Source organism: Aeromonas sp. R2-3 (assembly GCF_040908375.1).
GTDB lineage: Bacteria > Pseudomonadota > Gammaproteobacteria > Enterobacterales > Aeromonadaceae > Aeromonas > Aeromonas veronii.
Window position 1 is genome coordinate 287,227 of the sequence record NZ_JBFODP010000017.1, and the last position, 18,326, is coordinate 305,552.

General features: G+C 60.5%; 15 protein-coding genes. 9 read left to right on the top strand and 6 right to left on the bottom strand.

Going from position 1 to position 18,326, the window contains the following annotated elements:
- Positions 1 to 49 precede the first annotated feature (49 nt).
- On the bottom strand, positions 50 to 814 hold the full coding sequence (gloB, locus tag AB5Z02_RS06990; protein WP_368215680.1) for a hydroxyacylglutathione hydrolase: 765 nt from the start codon (positions 812 to 814) through the stop codon (positions 50 to 52).
- 72 nt (positions 815 to 886) lie between these two features.
- On the opposite strand from gloB, the gene AB5Z02_RS06995 reads away from it, so the two are divergent.
- On the top strand, positions 887 to 1,609 hold the full coding sequence (locus AB5Z02_RS06995) for a methyltransferase domain-containing protein (protein ID WP_005361718.1): 723 nt from the start codon (positions 887 to 889) through the stop codon (positions 1,607 to 1,609).
- Here the strand turns inward: AB5Z02_RS06995 and rnhA are convergent.
- Positions 1,597 to 2,061 carry a ribonuclease HI gene (gene rnhA / locus AB5Z02_RS07000; protein ID WP_076495117.1) on the bottom strand — a complete coding sequence of 155 codons (465 nt, stop codon included), beginning with the start codon at positions 2,059 to 2,061 and terminating at the stop codon, positions 1,597 to 1,599. The two genes, AB5Z02_RS06995 and rnhA, sit on opposite strands and share 13 nt — an antisense overlap.
- A 79-nt stretch (positions 2,062 to 2,140) precedes the next feature.
- On the opposite strand from rnhA, the gene dnaQ reads away from it, so the two are divergent.
- Both dnaQ and AB5Z02_RS07010 read left to right on the top strand, forming a co-directional pair.
- Complete coding sequence (gene dnaQ, locus AB5Z02_RS07005; RefSeq protein ID WP_042057938.1) at positions 2,141 to 2,875, top strand: DNA polymerase III subunit epsilon; 735 nt, start codon at positions 2,141 to 2,143, stop codon at positions 2,873 to 2,875.
- Positions 2,872 to 4,137 (top strand): TIGR03503 family protein, encoded by a 1,266-nt coding sequence (locus AB5Z02_RS07010; protein ID WP_368215823.1) that lies wholly within the window; start codon positions 2,872 to 2,874, stop codon positions 4,135 to 4,137. Before dnaQ ends, AB5Z02_RS07010 begins: the two co-directional genes overlap by 4 nt.
- Before the next feature lie 93 nt (positions 4,138 to 4,230).
- On the opposite strand, the gene AB5Z02_RS07015 is transcribed toward AB5Z02_RS07010, so the two are convergent.
- The gene (locus AB5Z02_RS07015) at positions 4,231 to 5,748 is read right to left on the bottom strand and encodes an HD domain-containing phosphohydrolase (protein WP_005361714.1); all 1,518 of its coding nucleotides are present in this window, start codon (positions 5,746 to 5,748) and stop codon (positions 4,231 to 4,233) included.
- A gap of 324 nt (positions 5,749 to 6,072) precedes the next feature.
- Between AB5Z02_RS07015 and AB5Z02_RS07020 the strand changes: the two genes are divergently transcribed.
- From AB5Z02_RS07020 to AB5Z02_RS07045, 6 genes are all read left to right on the top strand, one after another.
- On the top strand, positions 6,073 to 6,876 hold the full coding sequence (locus AB5Z02_RS07020) for a siderophore-interacting protein (protein WP_231719631.1): 804 nt from the start codon (positions 6,073 to 6,075) through the stop codon (positions 6,874 to 6,876).
- Positions 6,877 to 7,154: 278 nt separating this feature from the next.
- Positions 7,155 to 9,122, top strand: a complete 1,968-nt coding sequence (locus AB5Z02_RS07025) for a TonB-dependent receptor (RefSeq protein ID WP_231719790.1) — start codon at positions 7,155 to 7,157, stop codon at positions 9,120 to 9,122.
- Between the two features lie 125 nt (positions 9,123 to 9,247).
- A complete protein-coding gene (locus tag AB5Z02_RS07030; RefSeq protein ID WP_231719632.1) occupies positions 9,248 to 10,264 on the top strand; it encodes an iron ABC transporter permease in 1,017 nt (338 codons plus the stop codon).
- Positions 10,265 to 10,271: 7 nt separating this feature from the next.
- Positions 10,272 to 11,309: an iron chelate uptake ABC transporter family permease subunit gene (locus AB5Z02_RS07035; RefSeq protein WP_231719633.1), complete on the top strand. Its 1,038-nt coding sequence runs from the start codon at positions 10,272 to 10,274 to the stop codon at positions 11,307 to 11,309.
- On the top strand, positions 11,309 to 12,112 hold the full coding sequence (locus AB5Z02_RS07040; protein WP_231719634.1) for an ABC transporter ATP-binding protein: 804 nt from the start codon (positions 11,309 to 11,311) through the stop codon (positions 12,110 to 12,112). The genes AB5Z02_RS07035 and AB5Z02_RS07040 overlap by 1 nt, the downstream gene beginning before the upstream one ends.
- Positions 12,113 to 12,195: 83 nt before the next feature.
- Entirely contained in the window at positions 12,196 to 13,113 is a 918-nt protein-coding gene (locus AB5Z02_RS07045; protein ID WP_231719791.1) for an iron-siderophore ABC transporter substrate-binding protein, read from the top strand.
- 119 nt (positions 13,114 to 13,232) lie between these two features.
- On the opposite strand, the gene AB5Z02_RS07050 is transcribed toward AB5Z02_RS07045, so the two are convergent.
- The 3 genes from AB5Z02_RS07050 to AB5Z02_RS07060 are packed head-to-tail and all read right to left on the bottom strand — an operon-like array spanning position 13,233 to position 18,273.
- On the bottom strand, positions 13,233 to 13,586 hold the full coding sequence (locus AB5Z02_RS07050) for a copper-binding protein (protein WP_139460317.1): 354 nt from the start codon (positions 13,584 to 13,586) through the stop codon (positions 13,233 to 13,235).
- A gap of 44 nt (positions 13,587 to 13,630) precedes the next feature.
- Entirely contained in the window at positions 13,631 to 16,759 is a 3,129-nt protein-coding gene (locus AB5Z02_RS07055; protein ID WP_368215683.1) for an efflux RND transporter permease subunit, read from the bottom strand.
- Positions 16,756 to 18,273, bottom strand: coding sequence for an efflux RND transporter periplasmic adaptor subunit (locus AB5Z02_RS07060; protein WP_270656030.1), 1,518 nt, complete (start codon positions 18,271 to 18,273; stop codon positions 16,756 to 16,758). The genes AB5Z02_RS07055 and AB5Z02_RS07060 overlap by 4 nt, the downstream gene beginning before the upstream one ends.
- Positions 18,274 to 18,326 lie beyond the last annotated feature (53 nt).

An 18,326-nucleotide genomic window follows, 5' to 3' on the forward strand; every position in this document is an offset into this window, starting at 1 on the left:
AAAAACAGCTCGCATCATAAGGGGCAATGGCCCCCTGATCAAGGTTTGTTCAAAAAACGTCCTTCCACTGACGCAGGATGGTGAAGGTATCTACCGGATTTTCCACGCATTTTAGCCCGTGCTTTTCAGCAGAAAATTTCACTGAATCCTGTTCGCATCGCAGAAAAATGTTGAAAGCGCGTTCGTCACCCAGCCGGCTTGGCAGGCTTGGCAGCCCCTGTTGCCGCAGTTTGCTGATCAGCCCGATCTGGCGGCGGATCGCCGGGTTATCCGGCTCGACCGCATAGGCAAAACGCAGGTTTGAGAGGGTGTACTCGTGAGCACAATAAATGAGGGTCTCATCGGGCAGGGCGGCGAGTCGTTGCAGCGAGTGGTACATCTGCTCCGGCGTCCCTTCAAACAGGCGGCCACAACCGGCCGAGAAGAGGGTATCGCCACAAAACAGCATGCCGTTACCGTGGTAGGCGATGTGGCCGCGAGTGTGCCCGGGCACATGGATCACCTCGAGGGCGAGGCCGTGCCAGTTGATCTGATCGCCATCTTCCAGCCACTGACCGTGGTGATCCGGCATCGGGTCAAGTTTGGAGCCATAGAGCCGGGCGTGGGGGAAGTGGGCAAGCAGGTCGGTGACGCCCCCGACATGGTCGTGATGGTGATGGGTCAGCAGGATGGCATCGAGCACCAGCCCCAATGCCTCGAGCCGCTCCAGCACGGGGGCGGCATCGCCCGGATCGACCACCAGACAGTGATTTTCGTGGCGGATCAACCAGATGTAGTTGTCATTAAAGGCTGGAACTGTGATCACTGGATACATGAGTCTGCTTCTCTTTAGGGAGGGTATCTTATATAACAGGATGGCGTTCGAAACCCCGAGTTGAGCCCTATTATGCAGGTGGCACGTACCGAACAACAAATCGAGATCCCGACCAGCTGGTCTGCATTGCCTATGGGGGACTGGGTGGCGGCCGAGATCCAGGATCGACTCGACAACTGGTGTCCCAATCTGTTTGGGTATCATCTGCTGAAAATTGGCGCTCTGAGCGCTGAACTCTCCTGCAAACGCTCCTCCATTCGTCACCAGATCGGGGTTGCCCCCGGCGGGCGGCTGCTCGACATGTATGGCGACCCCCTCGATCTGCCGGTGCGGACCGGCAGCGTCGATGCCTGCCTGCTGGCTCACTGCCTCGATTTCTCCGCCGATCCCCACCAAGTGTTGCGCGAAGCCGAAAGAGTGTTGACCGACGATGGCTGGCTGATCATCAGTGGCTATAACCCCATGAGTCTGGTCGGGATCGGTCACTGTGTGCCGTTCTTGCGGCGCAGAATGCCCTGGTCGGCACGGATGTTCACCCCGGGGCGGGTGACGGACTGGTTGCATCTGCTGGGATGCGAGGTGATGTTCGACGAGCGCTTTGGTTATTCGTTTATGGGAAAACAGAGCTGGCACAGTTGGTGGCGAGAGAGTATCGGGCGGGATTATTGCAGGGCATTTGCATCGGTATACGTTATTGCGGCCCGTAAACGGCGCTTTCCACTGATCCCGGTGCGGCGGCGCTGGCAACTGCCAAAATCCCTCGCCACACCGGGAATGGCCCGTCAGGGCTGGTAGCCGGTATCCTCGGCCAGATCCTTGCCGCAGGCGGCCTCTCTGGCCAGCTCGTCGCACCGTTCGTTCTCCGGGTGGCCGGAGTGACCCTTCACCCAGAGCCACTCAATCTGGTGGCGACCCACTTCCGCATCCAGCTCCTTCCAGAGATCGACGTTCTTGACCGGTTGCCGGTTGGCGGTCATCCACCCTTTCTTCTTCCAGCCGATGATCCACTGGGTGATCCCCTGGCGGACATACTGGCTGTCGGTGGTGAGGCGCACCTTGCACGGTTCGTTGAGGGCGCGCAGCCCCATGATGGCGGCCATCAGTTCCATCCGGTTATTGGTGGTCAACTTGAATCCGGCGGAAATCTCTTTGCGGTGCTTGCCGTAGACCATCACGGCCCCGTAACCACCCGGGCCCGGATTGCCGAGGCAGGAGCCGTCGGTATAGACATCAATCTGTTTTAACATGAGCAATCAATCTGTTTTAACATGAGGCTTGGGGTAAACTAGCGAGTAAGTAAAGCCGAAGTTTGACATAGATTGGATCATGAACACACCCCAACTGAATCGCCAGATCATTCTGGATACTGAAACCACAGGTATGAATACGGCGGGTGGCCCTGTCTATCTGGGGCACCGCATTATCGAAATCGGCTGTGTGGAGGTGATCAACCGCAAGCTGACCGGTAACCACTATCACGTCTATATCAAGCCTGATCGTCTGGTCGACCCGGAAGCGATCCAGGTGCACGGTATCACCGACGAGTTTCTGCGTGACAAACCGTCGTTCAGCCAGATTGCCGATGAATTCCTCGAGTTCATCCGCGGCGCCGAACTGATCGCTCACAACGCACCGTTTGACGTGAGCTTCATGGACTATGAGTTCAGCAAGCTCGGACTCAACTTCAAGACGGCGGATATCTGCACCATCACAGATACCCTGGCGATGGCGCGGGATCTCTTCCCCGGCAAGCGCAACAACCTGGATGTGCTGTGCGATCGTTACGGTATCGACAACTCCCACCGTACCCTGCACGGGGCTCTGCTCGATGCGGAGATCCTGGCGGACGTATACCTGCTGATGACCGGTGGCCAGACCAAACTCAATCTGGCCACCGAGAGCAACGAAAACGAAAACAATCAGGACACCAGCATTCGCAGGTTGGAGAGCAACCGACCCGCCCTCAAGGTGGTGCGTGCCAGTGCCGAGGTTCAGGCCCTGCACGAGGCGAGACTGGATCTGGTACAGAAGAAAGGAGGAAGTTGTCTGTGGCGGCAATGAGCAAGTGGTGTGCCGGTCTGCTGTTGTTGCTCTCGCTAGGGGCGACGGCGACCGAGGTATTTTCCCCTTCCGATATTCCGCTGCTGGATAACCGCTTTCGCATCGATTACGGCGTGAAGGAGATCACCTTCATCATCAAGCGCAAGCCGGGCACCCCGTCCGTGATCCTGGTTCGACCCGATGGCAGCAAGCTTTACGTGGGTAGGGTCAAACCCGCCGACGTGGGTTGGCTGGCGCTGCCGGAGCATGATCTCATTACCCTGCGCAATCCCATGCCGGGCCCCTGGCAGGCGATTGGCGAGGTGGATCCCGACAACCGGGTGCGCATTCTCTCCGATATCCGGCTCGATATCGCCGCCCTGCCGATGCAGCTCTATCAGGGGGAGGTGGTCAAGCTCAAGGCGTGGTTGTTGATCAATGGTCAGCCGCCGAAAGATAAATACTATCTCTCTGACCTTGGCATGACCGTCAAGCTGCAATCGTTCAGCGATGCCGATAAGAAAGAGGTCGTGCTGGATCAAGTACTTGGCCACTATCGCGATGATGGCAAGGGGCTAGATGAGGTGCCAGGCGATGGCATCATGACGGCGGAAGTGACGCTGCAGGATATTCCCGGTGGCAAGTACCGCGCCATGTTCAGCACCGGCAATCAGGTGTTTGTCCGTGCCCGTTATCAGGATGTACTGCTTTACCCCTACCCGTTCAGCTATAACTTGTCGCCGCCTTCGGATGAGCTCGGTGCCAAGCTCTCACTGCTAATCGACCGTGATGAGCTGGATCCTGCTTCCGTGGTTGTCAAGGGGAGTGTGACCAGCAATGTGGGCGGCCTCTACGAGTTCAGCGAGATCGCCAGCGATCCCAAGCTTGTTATCGATCTCTCCAACATCAAGGAGGTCGGTCAGCATGAGGTGAAAGCAACCCTCTATGGCACCACTCGCCTCGGCCGTGAGCTGAAAATCGAGTTGCCGGTGAAAACCTTCAATGTCTTCCCGCCACCGCCGCCTCCTGTAGAGGTGGTGTCGGCCGCCGCACCGGCCTCCAGTGCCGAGGCGACCCATGAAGCTCCGGCAGAGGAGGAAATGGGCTGGCTGATCTGGGCATTGGCGGGTGGTGGTGTGCTGCTGGCGGTATTGGGTGGGGTCGGGTTTGTGGTGGTACAAAAACGGCGTGCCCTGAAGCGTGCTCTGGCCGCTGCGCAGGCCGAGAATCAGCAAGCCGGACAACCTGCTGCCAAGCTGGATCTCAATCTGCCAGAGCAGTAACCCTCGTACTGAAGTGGCGTGATGCCAGAGATAAAAAACCGCCCTGATAAGCAGGGCGGTTTTTTTTAGTTCATAAACAGAACAAGCTGGCTATCAGTGTTCGCCGATATAGACATCCTTGTTTTGCTCGCGGATCTCGAGGAACTTGTCCAGATTGGCCATCATCAGCTCGACCAGCTGGGGGTCGAAATGCTGCCCCTTCTCCTCTTCAATCAGGGCCAGCACCTTGTCCAGCGGCCACGCCTTCTTGTAGCAGCGATCCGAACCCAGGGCATCGAACACGTCAGCCAGCGCCACAATTCGCCCCTCCAGCGGAATATCGGCCCCCTTCAAACCGCGGGGATAGCCACTGCCATTCCACTTCTCATGGTGATTGCCAGCGATGGTGGCACCAATCTGGAACAGCGCCAGATCACTGCCGGAGAGCATATCCTGCCCGAGCTGGGCGTGGGTTTTCATGATCTCCCACTCTTCCGGTGTCAGCTTGCCCGGCTTGTGCAAGATGGCATCGGGAATTCCCACCTTGCCAATGTCATGGAGCGGCGAGGCACGTTTCACCAGCTCGCTCTGCTCTTCGCTCATGCCCATCAGGTGGCAGAATTGTTCGGTATAGAGCGCGACCCGTTTGACGTGCAGTCCTGACTCTTTGGAACGGGTTTCGACCAGTTCGCCGATGCGATAGATGATCTCCCGCTGGTTGTCGGCGATCACCTCATTGAGTCGGATATTCTCCAGCGCCACTATGATGTTTTCGGTAAACAGGGTCAGCAGACTGGTATCGATCTGGCTGAGCTGGCGGGTGGTCTCGATGTGGAACAGCAGGTGGTGGCGCGGATTCTGGCAGTAGAGCACCATCTGGGTGGCGTTATAGACATTGCTGCGCTTGCTCATAGCCTGGCGCAGGATCTCCGGCGCGTCCGTGAGGAGCATGGCGGGATGGCCGGGGAGCAGGGGCTCCAATACTTGATCCTTCACCTCATAGGCGTATTGCTTGACGTCGTATATCTGGGTTTCCCCCAGATGGAGCAGGGCGCTGAGCTGCTCCTGGGCGCCTTCGACAAACTGGCGCAGGGCCCGTTTCTCAAAGATCCCCTTGGAGGCTTCGATGACTTTTTCCAGCCCCTGACGGTTACTCTCCAGGGTGCGAATATCCCGATATGAGCGCAGGCTGGCCCGCAGCAAGGTGCGCAGCTTCTGGGAGGTGAGCTCGGTTTTATCCTTGTAGTCGTTGATGTCGTAGTTGGTGACCACGTCATCTTCCGGCGCCTGGCCGGGTTGGCCGGTACGCAACACGATGCGTACCATCTTGTTTTGCAGATCTTCACGGACGTATTTGACGACATCGAGGCCGGCGTGGTCGACCTCCATCACCACGTCCAGCAGCAACAGGGCAACGTCCGGGGTGGTGGCCAGCAACTCTTTGGCCTGCGCCGCGGAATAGGCATGCAGAAAATCGATGGGGCGATTGTCAAACTCGAATTTGTTCAAGGTGATTTTGGTGATGCGATGCACTTCAGGCTCATCGTCAACAATCATCACCTTCCAGCCCGCTTGCTGTGCGTCGGGGAGGGAGAGATCGTCATCATCAATAATCAGGATCTGGTCATCCATCATACAATCCTGTTTGGCATCCTGTGCTTACATTAACTGCTTCACTAAGGATAGGAAACTTATTGGGAAATAAAATTTGATCTCGAAAAACTATGGTCGAAATAAGCAAATGGAACCCTTTGTAACAGTGGCGTTGTCCGGCTGCTTTCTTTGCCCAATCATGGAGCTAGCGTGCATAAAGCCTATTTCTGGATTGGGGTGTGTATGCCAGTGGTTGGGAATGTTTGAATCCAGTTTGTAGCTATTAGACGAGAAACAATCTTATTTGATAGTGATTCCTATTTGCGTGTAGCATGGGCGACACACTCAACGAGGAGCCCCATCGTGTCCCCATCTCTGCCTCCCAATCGCCCCCGTCTGCTGGCTGTCAAAGCCATTACCCAGATCACCCCCCATTTGCGTCGCATCACCTTTGGTGGCAGCGAACTGGCTGACTATCCCTTTACCTGCGGTGGAGCCCATATCAAGGTGATGCTGGCCCAGCCCTATCAGGTAGAGCCGGTGCTGCCAGCCATGACCCCGAGCGGCCCGCGCTGGAGTGACCCGGCAGACAAGCCGGTGATCCGCACCTACACCATCCGTGCGTTTCGCCGTGATGAGCAGGAGATTGATATCGACTTCGTGCTGCACGGTGACGGTGGGCCCGCCAGCGCCTTTGCCACCCATGCCAAGCCGGGAGAGAAGGTGATCCTCTCCGGGCCGGGTGGTCCCAACCCCATGCTGCAACCGGCCGATCACTACTGCCTGGTGGGGGATCTCACCGCCTTGCCCGCCATCATGGCGATGTGTGAGGTGATGCCTGCCGATGCCAGAGGGGAAATTGCGATTCTGGTGCCGGATCAGGCCGATGCTCAGCCGTTGACACTACCGGTCGGGGTGCGCTGTCACTGGTTTGTCGGCGAGCCCGAGTCCAGTGGCCTGCTGGAGCATGTGATTGCTCTGCCGCTGGTGCGCGATGGTGGCTTCTTCTGGCTGGGTGGGGAAGAGGCGCTGGTGCTGCCGCTGCGCCGCCATTTTCGTTCCGTGCTCGAGGTGGATCGTCAGTCGCTCTACGCCGTGCCGTACTGGCGCCGGGGCAAGAGTGAAGAGGCCTATCACCAGACCCGTCACGATGTGATGGATAATTAAGCGGATGCGAAAGAATACCTGATTCACGCTTGCAAATAAAAATGATTTGCATTTAGTATTGCGCCGTCCCGATGTCAGTCGGTATGGCGCTTTTGTTATTGATGGCTGCGAGTGGCATAGCACAACGCAGGGCCTGCCGTAATGCACTGATGTTCGGGGTGATGGGGCATGGACGACTGTTCATGCCAATGAACTCCATCACTTTGCACCGGGTCTGGCGAGGTCAGACAGGGATGTCGGTGGTGTTGGCCCTGGTTGTTTTATGTGGAGTGTTGATGATGCGTACATCATCCCGACGATTTGCAGTGCATCCGCTGGTGTTGTCCCTTTTTACCCTGCCAGTTCTGGCCCAAGGGACTGCGCCTGTCGCCGCTCATGAAACTATGGTGGTGACGGCGAGTAAAACCCGGCACAGCGAGCTGACCGCCCCGGCCAGCGTCTCTGTGGTGACCCGGGCTGAGCTCGACAAGCTCAATGTCAATGATCTGACCGGCGCTCTGAAACAGTTGCCGGGGGTCAATATCAGCCCTGCCACCAGCTACGGCCGCAGCGAGATCAAGTTGCGCGGGCTGGAGGGGGATTACACCCTGTTGCTGGTCAATGGTCGGCGTATCAGCTCCCGCGATGCTCTTACCTCCGGTTATGGCAATGATTTCGATCTCTCCGCCATCCCGATGGCGGCCATCGAGCGTATCGAAGTGATCCGTGGCCCTATCTCCTCCCTCTACGGTGCCGATGCGCTGGGTGGGGTGGTCAATGTCATCTTGCGCCAACCCGGGGAGAAGACCGAAGCGGCGGCCACCTATACCTTCAGCGATCCCACCGATGGTCACGGCGGGACTATCAACAAGGCGAGCGCCTATGTGGGCGGGGCGCTGATCGACAACAAGCTGCTGGCCAACCTGGTGGTAGAAGGGAATCACCGGGATGCCTGGCAGAGCGAGCAGAGCATCAACCCCAAGGCCGATGCAATCGAGCAGCGTGAAAAGCTGGGGATCCTCTCCAACGTCAAATGGTTGATCGATGATCGTCAGGATCTGGATGTAGGGATGAACTACGCCAAAGACGATCGGGAGGCCCACTGGAACAACTACGGCCAGACGCCGCGCAATATCCAGCAAATGGAGCGACTGGGGCTCAATGCCACTCACGTCGGCCGTTGGGATCAGTTCGACAGCCGGGTCGGCTATGCCTTCGAGCAGGTTGACCTGTTTGACGACTCCGAACTGATGACGGCGCTGAGCAAGACCAGCGGCGATGTGAGCCAGACCAACCACACCTTCGATGGCCAGCTGAGCGGTAATCTGGGCAGCCACCTGCTGACCAGTGGTGCCGAGTACCGCATCACCGAACTCAAGCATAACGTCAACCTCAAGGGGGGCGATGTCAGCGTCAACCAGAGCGCGCTCTATCTGCAGGATGAGTTTGGCTTTGGCGATCTGGCGTTGACCCTGAGTGGCCGGGTCGATCACCACGAGACCTATGGCACCGAGTTCAGCCCCCGCGGTTATGCCCTCTACAGCCTGACTGACAACTGGGTGGTCAAGGGCGGCATTGGCAAGGCGTTCAAGGCGCCGACCATTGCCCAGTCCAACCCGGATTATGCCGTAGCTGCCTGTCGCGGTCGCTGCGCCGTGGTGGGCAACCCGGATCTGAAGCCGGAAACCGCCGTCAGCTACGAGCTGGGCACCGCCTATGATGGTTCGTTCTGGGGCGCCGGGGTTACCGCCTTCCACAACGATATCAAGGACAAGATCCAGAGCGAGGCATGGACCGCCACCTGGCGTCCGGCTGTGATGACCTATCAGAATGTCAGCAAGGCCCGCATCAAGGGGGTGGAGCTGAGCGGCTGGTTTGATATCACCGATGCCCTGACCCTCTCCAGCAACGTCACCCTGATCGACGGGGAGGACAAGACCAGCGGCAAGGATCTCTATCGGACGCCGGAGCATACCGCCAACGCCAAGCTGGAGTGGCAGGTCATCGAGAGCCTGAGTACCCAGCTCGGCTGGAACTACACCGGCAGCCAGATCCTGCCGGTTCCGCGCATGAGCGGCACCACCTATGAGACTACCGCCGGATTCCACACACTGGATATCGGGGCAGTCTGGAACGCCACCCGGGCACTGGAGCTGAAGTTTGGGCTCAACAACCTGACCAATACCAAGCGTGACTGGGTTTCCACCGAGGCCGATCAGATCCTCGACGGGCGCACTGTCTATGCCGGTGTGGCCTACAAGATGTAGTGGCTGAGCGGGAGCCCGCACTGGCGGGCTTCCGTTGTTGCCACGGTATCACCTCGGGTGAAGGCTTTTATTTCAACCACATGAATGTCAACAACATGCGCATTGCCACCATAAGGAGTTAAAGGGTGTTTAGAGACCAGACCTCGCTGTTCTGGCTGGGATTGTTCCTCCTGTTCGTACTGCTTTCTCTCTCGCTCGCCACCGGTGCGGGCGTCTATGGTGCCCGCGAGGTGCTCGGCTACCTGATGGGGGATGCCCGCTGGGTTGGCGACGAGAAGCTCGCCATGGTGCTCAATACCTTGCGAATCCCGCGCACCCTCTGTGCCATGGTGGTCGGTGCCTCTTTATCTCTGGCAGCCTCCTTGTTGCAGAGCGCGACCCGCAACCCGCTGGCGGAACCCGGCCTGCTCGGCGTCAACGCCGGGGCCGTCTTTGCGCTGGTGGTGGGGTTCACCTGGTTTGGCGTGGAGTCCGCTTACGGCTATCTGCTCTGGGCAGGACTAGGCGCGCTGCTCGGCAACGTGATTGTGTTGGGGCTCGGCATGATGATTGGCCGCTCCAACCCGCTCAAGCTCATTCTGGTCGGGGTGGCGCTCTCCGCCACCTTCGGCGGTCTCTCCAGCTTTCTGATGCTCTCCAACAAGATGGTGCTGGAGCAGTACCGCTTCTGGAACCTCGGCTCCCTGTCGGCGGCCAATCTCGATGCCATCATTGCCGTACTGCCCTTCGTGCTGGCGGCGTTTGTCATCACCCTGCTGCTCTGTCGCCAGCTGACCCTGATGCAGATGGGGGACAGTCAGGCCCAGGCGCTGGGGATCCGCCCAAACCGGGTGCGAATTGGCGTGCTGCTGGCCTCCACCCTGTTTACCGCCAGTGCCATCGCCATCGCCGGCCCTATCGGCTTTGTCGGCTTTCTGGCCGCCTACTGTGGCCGATTGGTGGAGCCGGTGAAGCTGTCGGTGCAGGTCTGTTTCTCCGCCCTGTTCGGCATGCTGTTTCTGCTGTTGGCCGACATTCTGGCGCGCTGGCTGATCCAGCCGTTCGAGTTGCCAAACGGGGTCATTCTGGCCCTGATCGGTGCACCTGTGCTGATCGCCATTGTTCATCGCGGGGGCTTTCGTACCCTGCTGACCGTCAAGTGAGGGGCTGATGCGCACACCTACCGATATGCTCTGCCTGCGGGCCGGCAACCGCTCTTTGCTGATCCATCTGCCCAGCTGGCGCTGGCTTGCTCTGCTGGCCGTGGTGCTGCTGGCGCTGGCTCTGCTGGCCCTGAGCGTTGGCGGCGGCAAGCTCGGCTTTGCCGGGGTGGTCAACACCCTGCTGGGGGAGGGGACCCGGCTTGAGCAGCTCACCCTGTTCAAGATCCGGTTGCCGCGCATCCTTGGAGTGGTGGTGGCGGGGGCGGCCATGGGTCTCTCGGGCTGTCTGGTGCAGACGCTGGTGCGCAACCGGCTGGCCACACCCGATATGGTGGGGGTCAACAACGGGGCCTCTCTGGCCATCATCGTCTTCTCCCTCTACCTAACCGTGGGCAGCTGGCCCTGGTGGGCGGCACCCATCGGCGCCATCTTCGCGGCGCTGGTGCTCTATGCCCTCTGCCGCAAGCCGGGTGAGCAGGGCTATCTGTTCGTGGTGATCGGCATCGGCCTCTCCGAGCTGTTCGAGGCGCTCGGCCAGTTTGTGATGTCCACTCAGGCCCTGCTGCACCTGAGTTCCCTCTATCTGTGGAATATGGGCAGCTTTATCGCCGTGGGTTACAGCACCATCACCCCCATCGCTATCCTGTTGCTGCTGCTCTGCCCCTGGATCGTCTATCTCTCCCGCGCGCTGGCGGTGCTGCGCTTTGGTCCCGAGATGGCCAGAGGGCTTGGCGTCAACGGCGATCGGGTACAACTGGGCATTCTGGCCCAGGCCATTCTGGTGGCGGCACTCGGCACCGCCATCGGCGGCCCCGTGGTCTTTATCGCCATGGCGGCCCCCATTCTTGCCTCCTGGCTGGTGAAAGACCGGGTAGTGCCGCTCTGGCTGGCGGCACTCAGCGGCGCACTGCTGCTGCTTGCCAGCGATACCCTGGTCCGGGTGCTGGCCAGCCCCCACGAGGTGGCGACCGGTATCATGACCCGCATTCTCGGTGGCCTGTTGCTGCTGTTTCTTCTTGTTAACGATCGCCAGAGGGCTGACTGATGACGCTCACCGTAAATCGCCTCCACTTCGCCTATCAGCAGACTCCCATCCTGCGGGACATCTCCTTCAGTGTGCCGAGGGGCAAGCTGGTGGGGATCGTCGGCCCCAACGGCTGCGGCAAATCGACCCTGCTCAAGCTGTTATCCGGCCAGATGAAAGCCCAACGCGGCGAGATCCTGCTCAAAGGCAAGCCGCTTGCCAGCTACCCCATGAAGGGGCTGGCGCGGGAGCTCGCCTATCTGCCCCAGCGGCCGACTCTGCCTGCCGGCATTCTGGTGGAGCAGCTGGTGCAGTATGGCCGTCACCCCCATCAGGGCTGGTTCAATCAGTGGGGTGAGGAGGATGCCCGCATGGTGCGTATTGCCTGCGAGCGGATGCAGCTTGAAAGCATCTGGCAGCAGAGCGCCGCGTCCCTCTCCGGCGGGCAGGCGCAGCGGGCGTGGCTGGCGATGATCCTGGCCCAGGACAGCGACATGGTGCTGCTTGACGAGCCCACCAGCGCCCTCGATATCGGTCACCAGACCGAGGTGATGGAGGCAATCCACCGCATCACTGCCGAGGGCAAAACCGTGCTGCTGGTGATCCATGATCTGGCGATGGCGGCCCGCTACTGCGACGAGCTGATCGCCATCGGCGAGGGGACCATTGCCGCCATGGGCCCAGCCCGGGAGGTGGTGACCAAATCCCTGATCGACCGGCTCTACCAGACCAGTGTTGACATTCTGCATGCCCCCGGCGATGGGGCGCCCATTATCGTGCCCCGTCGTCACGAACATGGCCGTTCCCTGCGTTCGGTGAGTTGAGTCATATGGGCCTGCTCTGTTGGCCCGCCGAGTGTATTTACGCGGCCGATTATCCGGGCCGTGCAACGAGAAGGAGTGAGATGATGAAGCGTTTTGCCGCCCTGGCAGCAGCCATCCTGATGCTGGCCGCGCCGCTGGTTCAGGCGCAGGATATGCGTGAAGTGACCGATGCGTTTGGCCAAAAGGTGCAGGTGCCAGTCCAGCCAACGCGGGTGGTGGTGCTCAGCGAGCTCGAACTCGACAGCACCCTGACTCTGGGGCTGACCCCCATCGGCGCCGTCAATGGCCGTGGTCAACCCACCTTGCCCCGCTATTTGCTGAACAAGGCGGGCATGGGTATCCAGGTGATCGGTGATCTCGACAGCCCCAATCTGGAGTCGCTGATTGCGCTGGAGCCTGACCTTATCCTGACCGGCCAGACCCGTCCCGAGCTGCTGACCTTGCTGGGGGAGATCGCGCCGACCGTGGTGACCAGCAAGTGGGGTGAGCCGTGGCAGGATAGCTTCCGCCGCACCGCTCACACCCTTAACCGCGACCAGCAAGGGGATACTTTCTTGCTGCAGTATGCCGAGCGGTTGACTCAGGCCCGCAGCAAGCTGGCCAAGCATCAGGGGGAGAGCATCAGCATAGTGCGCTGGAACCCCAAGGGGCCGAGCTTTATGTATCAGGGCACCTTTGCCAGCAGCGTAGTGGAGTCGATGGGGCTGGTACGCCCAAGCAAGCAGCAGGGTACTGGCGCACCCCACTCACCGGCGCTCAGTCTGGAGTCCCTCAACCTGCTGGATGCCGACTGGCTGGTGGTCGGCACCCTGAGCGCCACCGGTGATGCGGTGGATGCTATGCGTCAGGCGGAGCAGACCCCGGCGTTCCAGCAGCTGCCGGTGATCAAGGCCAAGCGCTTTGGCGCCGTGGACGGGTCGCTCTGGACCTCCAGCGGCGGCCCGCAGGCGGCCCTCAAGGTGATCGAGGATGTGGAGCAGTTGCTGGCAACCCGCAGCTGAGTGCTATCGCGTGCCAGAGGTTGACCCAACGAACAGGTTGAGCAAAAGAAGAGGGAGGCTGATGCCTCCCTCTTGCGTTGTCACTGTCTATCGTGACCTCTTCGGCGAGCCAGAGCCGTTTATTGCGGCTGGATGGCTGTCACTGTGAGCTTGCCGCTCTGGCTTTCGGCATGAAAGTGGATGGCATCCCCCACCTTGAGCCCTTTGAGCTGGGCCGGATCTGCCACTCGAAAGACCATGGTCATGGCGGGCATCTTGAGATTCTCGATCGCCTCGTGCTTGATGCCGACCTTGCCGCTCCCCTCATCGAGGCGGGTAATGACCCCCTTGGTCATCACCATTGCGCCCTGTTCGCTCATCTCACCCGTCTGGCTCATCTCGTGCCCTTCGTGGTGCATCATCTCTTCGGCTTGCAGGTTGGTCTGGGTGGCAAGGCCAAGCAGCAGGGTCAGGGTCAGCGTCTTGTAGTTCATGATGGTTACCTTATCGTTCAGTCAATATGGATCGTGAAATCGGGTTATTCGGATTGCGGGTTCGCGCTCTTGCCAAGGCTGCGACTGCGCCACAGGTAATAGGCCGCTGGCAGCACCAAGAGGGTCAGCACCAGCGCGCTCACCATGCCGCCGATCATGGGGGCGGCGATGCGCTGCATCACCTCGGATCCGGTGCCGTGGCTCCACATGATGGGCAAGAGGCCGGCGATAATGGTCATCACTGTCATCATCTTGGGACGCAGGCGCAGGGCGGCGCCCTGGATCACCGCTCGATGCAGACCCGCCTTGTCCGGCTTGCCGCTGGCAACGAGATCGTCCCAGGCGTGGTTGAGGTAGACCAGCATCAAGACGCCGGTCTCTACCGCTACCCCCGCCAGAGCGATAAAGCCCACCCCGACCGCCACCGAGAGGTTGAAGTCGAGCAGCCAGAGGGTCCAGATCCCGCCCACCACCGCCAGCGGCAAGGTGGTGAGAATGAGCAGTACCTCCTGAACGCGGCGAAACGCCAGATAGAGCAGCAGCACGATAATGGCGACCGTCAGCGGCACCACGTAGGCGAGGCGCGCCTTGGCCCGTTCCATGTACTCGTATTGGCCAGACCAGGTGAGGGCGTAGCCCGCCGGCAGCACCAGCTGCTTGCCCACCTCGGCTTTGGCCTCATCGACGAACGAGCCGATATCGCGGCCGCGAATGTCGACGTAGACCCAGCCGTTGAGGCGCGCGTTTTCACTGCGCAGCATGGGGGCCTCGTCGCTGATGTAGACCCGCGCTACATCCGCCAGCGCGATACGCGCGCCGCTTGGGGTGACCACCGGCAATAGCTCGAGGCTCGCCACCGAGTCGCGATAGCTCTGGGGGTAACGCAGGTTGATGGGGTAGCGCTCGCGCCCCTCGATGGTCTGGCCCACCTCCATGCCGCCCACTGCGGTGGCGAGCACCGCCTGCACGTCTGCGATGTTGAGGCCGTAGCGGGCCGCTTTCAGCCGGTCGATATCCACCTTCACGTAGCGGCCACCGGCTACCCGCTCGGCGTAGACCGATGAGGCGCCCTCCACCTTGCCGACGATCTGCTCAAGCTGTTGGCCGAGCTGCTGGATCACCTTGAGATCGGGCCCCGCTATCTTGATGCCCACCGGGGTCTTGATGCCGGTGGCCAGCATGTCGATGCGGGTCTTGATGGGGGGCACCCAGGCGTTGGTGAGACCGGGGAAGCGGATGAGGGAGTCGAGCTCCTCTTTCAGCTTCTCCGGGGTCATGCCGGGACGCCACTGGTCGCGTGGCTTGAGCTGGATGCTGGTCTCCATCATCACCAGGTCGGCGGGGTCGGTGGCCGATTCGGCGCGCCCCGCCTTGCCGAACACGTTCTGCACCTCGGGCACGGTACGAATGAGCTTGTCGGTCTGTTGCAAAATCTCCCGTGCCTTGCCTACCGAGATATTGGCCGCGGTGGTGGGCATGTACATGATGTCCCCCTCATCGAGCGGCGGAATGAACTCGGAGCCCAGGTACTTGAGCGGCCAGAAGCCCGCGACGGTCACCACGGCGGCGATGGCCAGGGTAGTTTTCGGACGGGCCAGCACGGCCTTGAGCAGCGGTACATAGCCTTGGCTCAGCCAGCGGTTGAGCGGATTGGCCTGCTCCGCCAGCACCTTGCCACGGATGAAGTAGCCCATGATCACCGGTACCAGCGTGATGGCGAGCCCGGCTGCGGCTGCCATGGCGTAGGTCTTGGTGTAGGCGAGGGGGTGGAACATCCGCCCCTCCTGTGCCTCCAGCGCGAACACCGGCAGGAAGCTGATGGTTATGATGAGCAGGGAGAAGAAGATGGCAGGCCCCACTTCGATGCTCGCCTCGGTGATGATGCGCCAGCGGTTCTTGTCGGTGAGCGCTTCCCGCTCCATGTGTTTGTGGACGTTCTCGATCATCACGATGGCGCCATCCACCATGGCGCCGATGGCGATGGCGATGCCCCCGAGCGACATGATGTTGGCGTTGATCCCCTGCAGATGCATGACGATAAAGGCCACCAGAATGGCGATGGGCAGGGTAATGACCACCACCAGCGACGAGCGCAGGTGGAACAGGAAGGCGAGGCAGACCAGCACCACCACCGCGAACTCCTCCACCAGCTTGCCGGAGAGGTTGTCGATGGCACGCTGGATAAGGTCGGAGCGATCGTAGACGGTGACCACCTCCACCCCATCTGGCAGGCTGCTTTTCAGCTGGGCGAGCCGTGCCTTGACCCCGTCTATGGTGTGCTGGGCATTCTCGCCGTAACGCATGACGATGATGCCGCCCACCACTTCCCCCTCGCCGTTGAGCTCGGCCAGACCGCGCCGGCTCTGGGGACCGGTGACTACATCCGCCACGTCACCCAGCAGCAGCGGGGCGCCGCGCACATTGGTACCGAGCGGGATCTGCTTCAGATCCTCCACGCTTTTCAGATAGCCGTTGGAGCGCACCATGTACTCCGCTTCCGCCATCTCGATGACGGAAGCGCCTGTCTCCTGATTGCCCTGTTTGATGGCGGTCTCGATAAGGGAGAGCGGAATACCGTAGGCGCGCAGCTTGTCTGGGTCGACCCGCACCTGATACTGGCGCACCATGCCACCGACTGTAGCGACCTCGGAGACCCCCTCAACCGTCTGCAACTCGTACTTGAGGAACCAGTTCTGCAGGGAGGTGAGCTGGCTGAGGTCATGCTTGCCAGTTCTGTCCACCAATGCGTATTGATAGACCCAGCCCACCCCGGTGGCATCGGGGCCGAGCTGGGGGCGGGCGGAGGCGGGCAGGTTGGGGGCCACCTGGCTCAAATACTCCAGCACCCGCGCGCGGGCCCAGTAGAGGTCGGTGTTGTCGTCAAACAACACATAGACGAAGGAGTCGCCGAAGAAGGAGTAGCCGCGCACCGTAGTGGCCCCCGGTACCGCCAGCATGGCGGTGGTGAGCGGGTAGGTGACCTGATCCTCCACCACCTGGGGCGCCTGGCCCGGATAGGAGGTTTTGATGATCACCTGCACATCGGAGAGATCCGGCAGGGCATCCACCGGGGTTTGCTTGACCGACCAGAGCCCCCAGGCGGTGAGCATGAGGGTCAATAACAGCACCAGAAAGCGGTTGCCCACCGACCAGCGAATAATCGAGGGGATCATGGTTGGGCTCCCATATTGTGCTGGCTATGGTCCATGCCTTCCATCTTGCCCATCTCATCTGCCGCAGGCTTGGCGGTGTCGTCAGTTGCTGGTGCCTTCTCCTGATGGATGGTGGTGATGCGGTACTCCTCCCCCTCCTGCATTACCTGCAGGTGCAGGGTCTGCCCCTCGACCAGTTTGCTGATGTCGACTCCTTCGGCGACGGTGAACTCCATCTCCATGGCGGGCCACTGCCACTCGGGGATGGGCTGGTGGGAGACCATCAGGGTACGGTTGGCCAGATCGATGCTTTCAACCTCGCCCTGGGTCCACACCTGTGCAGGGCGCACTGCCGTCATACGCTGGAAGTCCGAATCGATGGCCGACTCGGAGTCGAGCAGGAACTGGGCCGAGCTGACGATGTTGTCACCCGCTTCCACCCCCGCCTTGATGGCAACCTTGTCGCCAAACTGGGGGCCGAGAGTGACGGCGACCGACTTGAAGTTGCCATCCCCCAACGCCAGCACCAGCCGATCCTGACTGCCGGTGCGGATCACCGCTTCGCTCGGCACCACCAATTGCGACTCTCCCTGCCCGGTGCGAATGCTCACCTTGGCAAACATATTGGGTTTCAAAAACTCGTCCGGGTTGTCAAAGCGCAGTCGCACCTTGAGGGTACGAGTAGCGGCATCGAGGGTCGGGTAGAGGTAATCCACCTTACCTTGCCAACTGCGACCGGGGGCATAGTCGAGAGTCATGGTGACCGGATCCCCCACCTTCAGCTGGGCGGCTTGACGCTCGAACACCTCGGCACTGACCCACACCTGCTTGAGGGTGCTGATGTTAAAGAGCGCCGCAGCGGGCTCAACATACTGGCCCTCGCGCACCTTGAGCTCGGAGACATAACCGCTGCTGGGGGCGTAAATGCTGATGGTTTCGCGCACCTGACGGGTGCGCTTGAGGGCTGAGATTTGATCTGCCGGTACCTGCAGGGACTTGAGCTTGCCCTCGGCAGCGCGCAGCAGCAGTGGGTTGGCCGTGTTGAGTGCCAGCAGGTATTCGTGCTGGGCGTTGACCAGATCCGGCGCGTAGAGCTCGTAAATAAGGCTCCCCTTGCTCACCTGCTGCCCCTCGCTCTTGATGGCGAGGGTGCGGATCCAGCCTGCCATGCGGGCGTTGACTGCCTCCAGCCTGTCCTCGTCATAACCGACATAGCCCACCGTCTCGATCTGCTGGTGGATAGGCAGTCGCTCGACCTTAGCCAGTCGCACCCCCAGGTTCTGCTGGATCTCGGGGCTGATGGTGACTGTGCCCGGCGAGCCGTTTTTTTGTTCCTCATAGACGGGGATAAAGTCCATCCCCATGTTGTCCTTGGCCGGGCCGTCGCGTTTGTCGCGGGGATCCATGGGATTGACCCAGTAAAGGGGCGTCTTCTCTTTGGCGCTTGCGCCATCGGAGGTCTGTTTGGCGGCCCAGTAGCCGCCACCAGCTCCAAGGGCAAGTAGCAGGGCCGACATCAGGACGGTCTTGTTCATGACTGGTCTCCGGCGCGGATCTGCATGCAGAAAGTGCAGGAGGGTAATGCGCC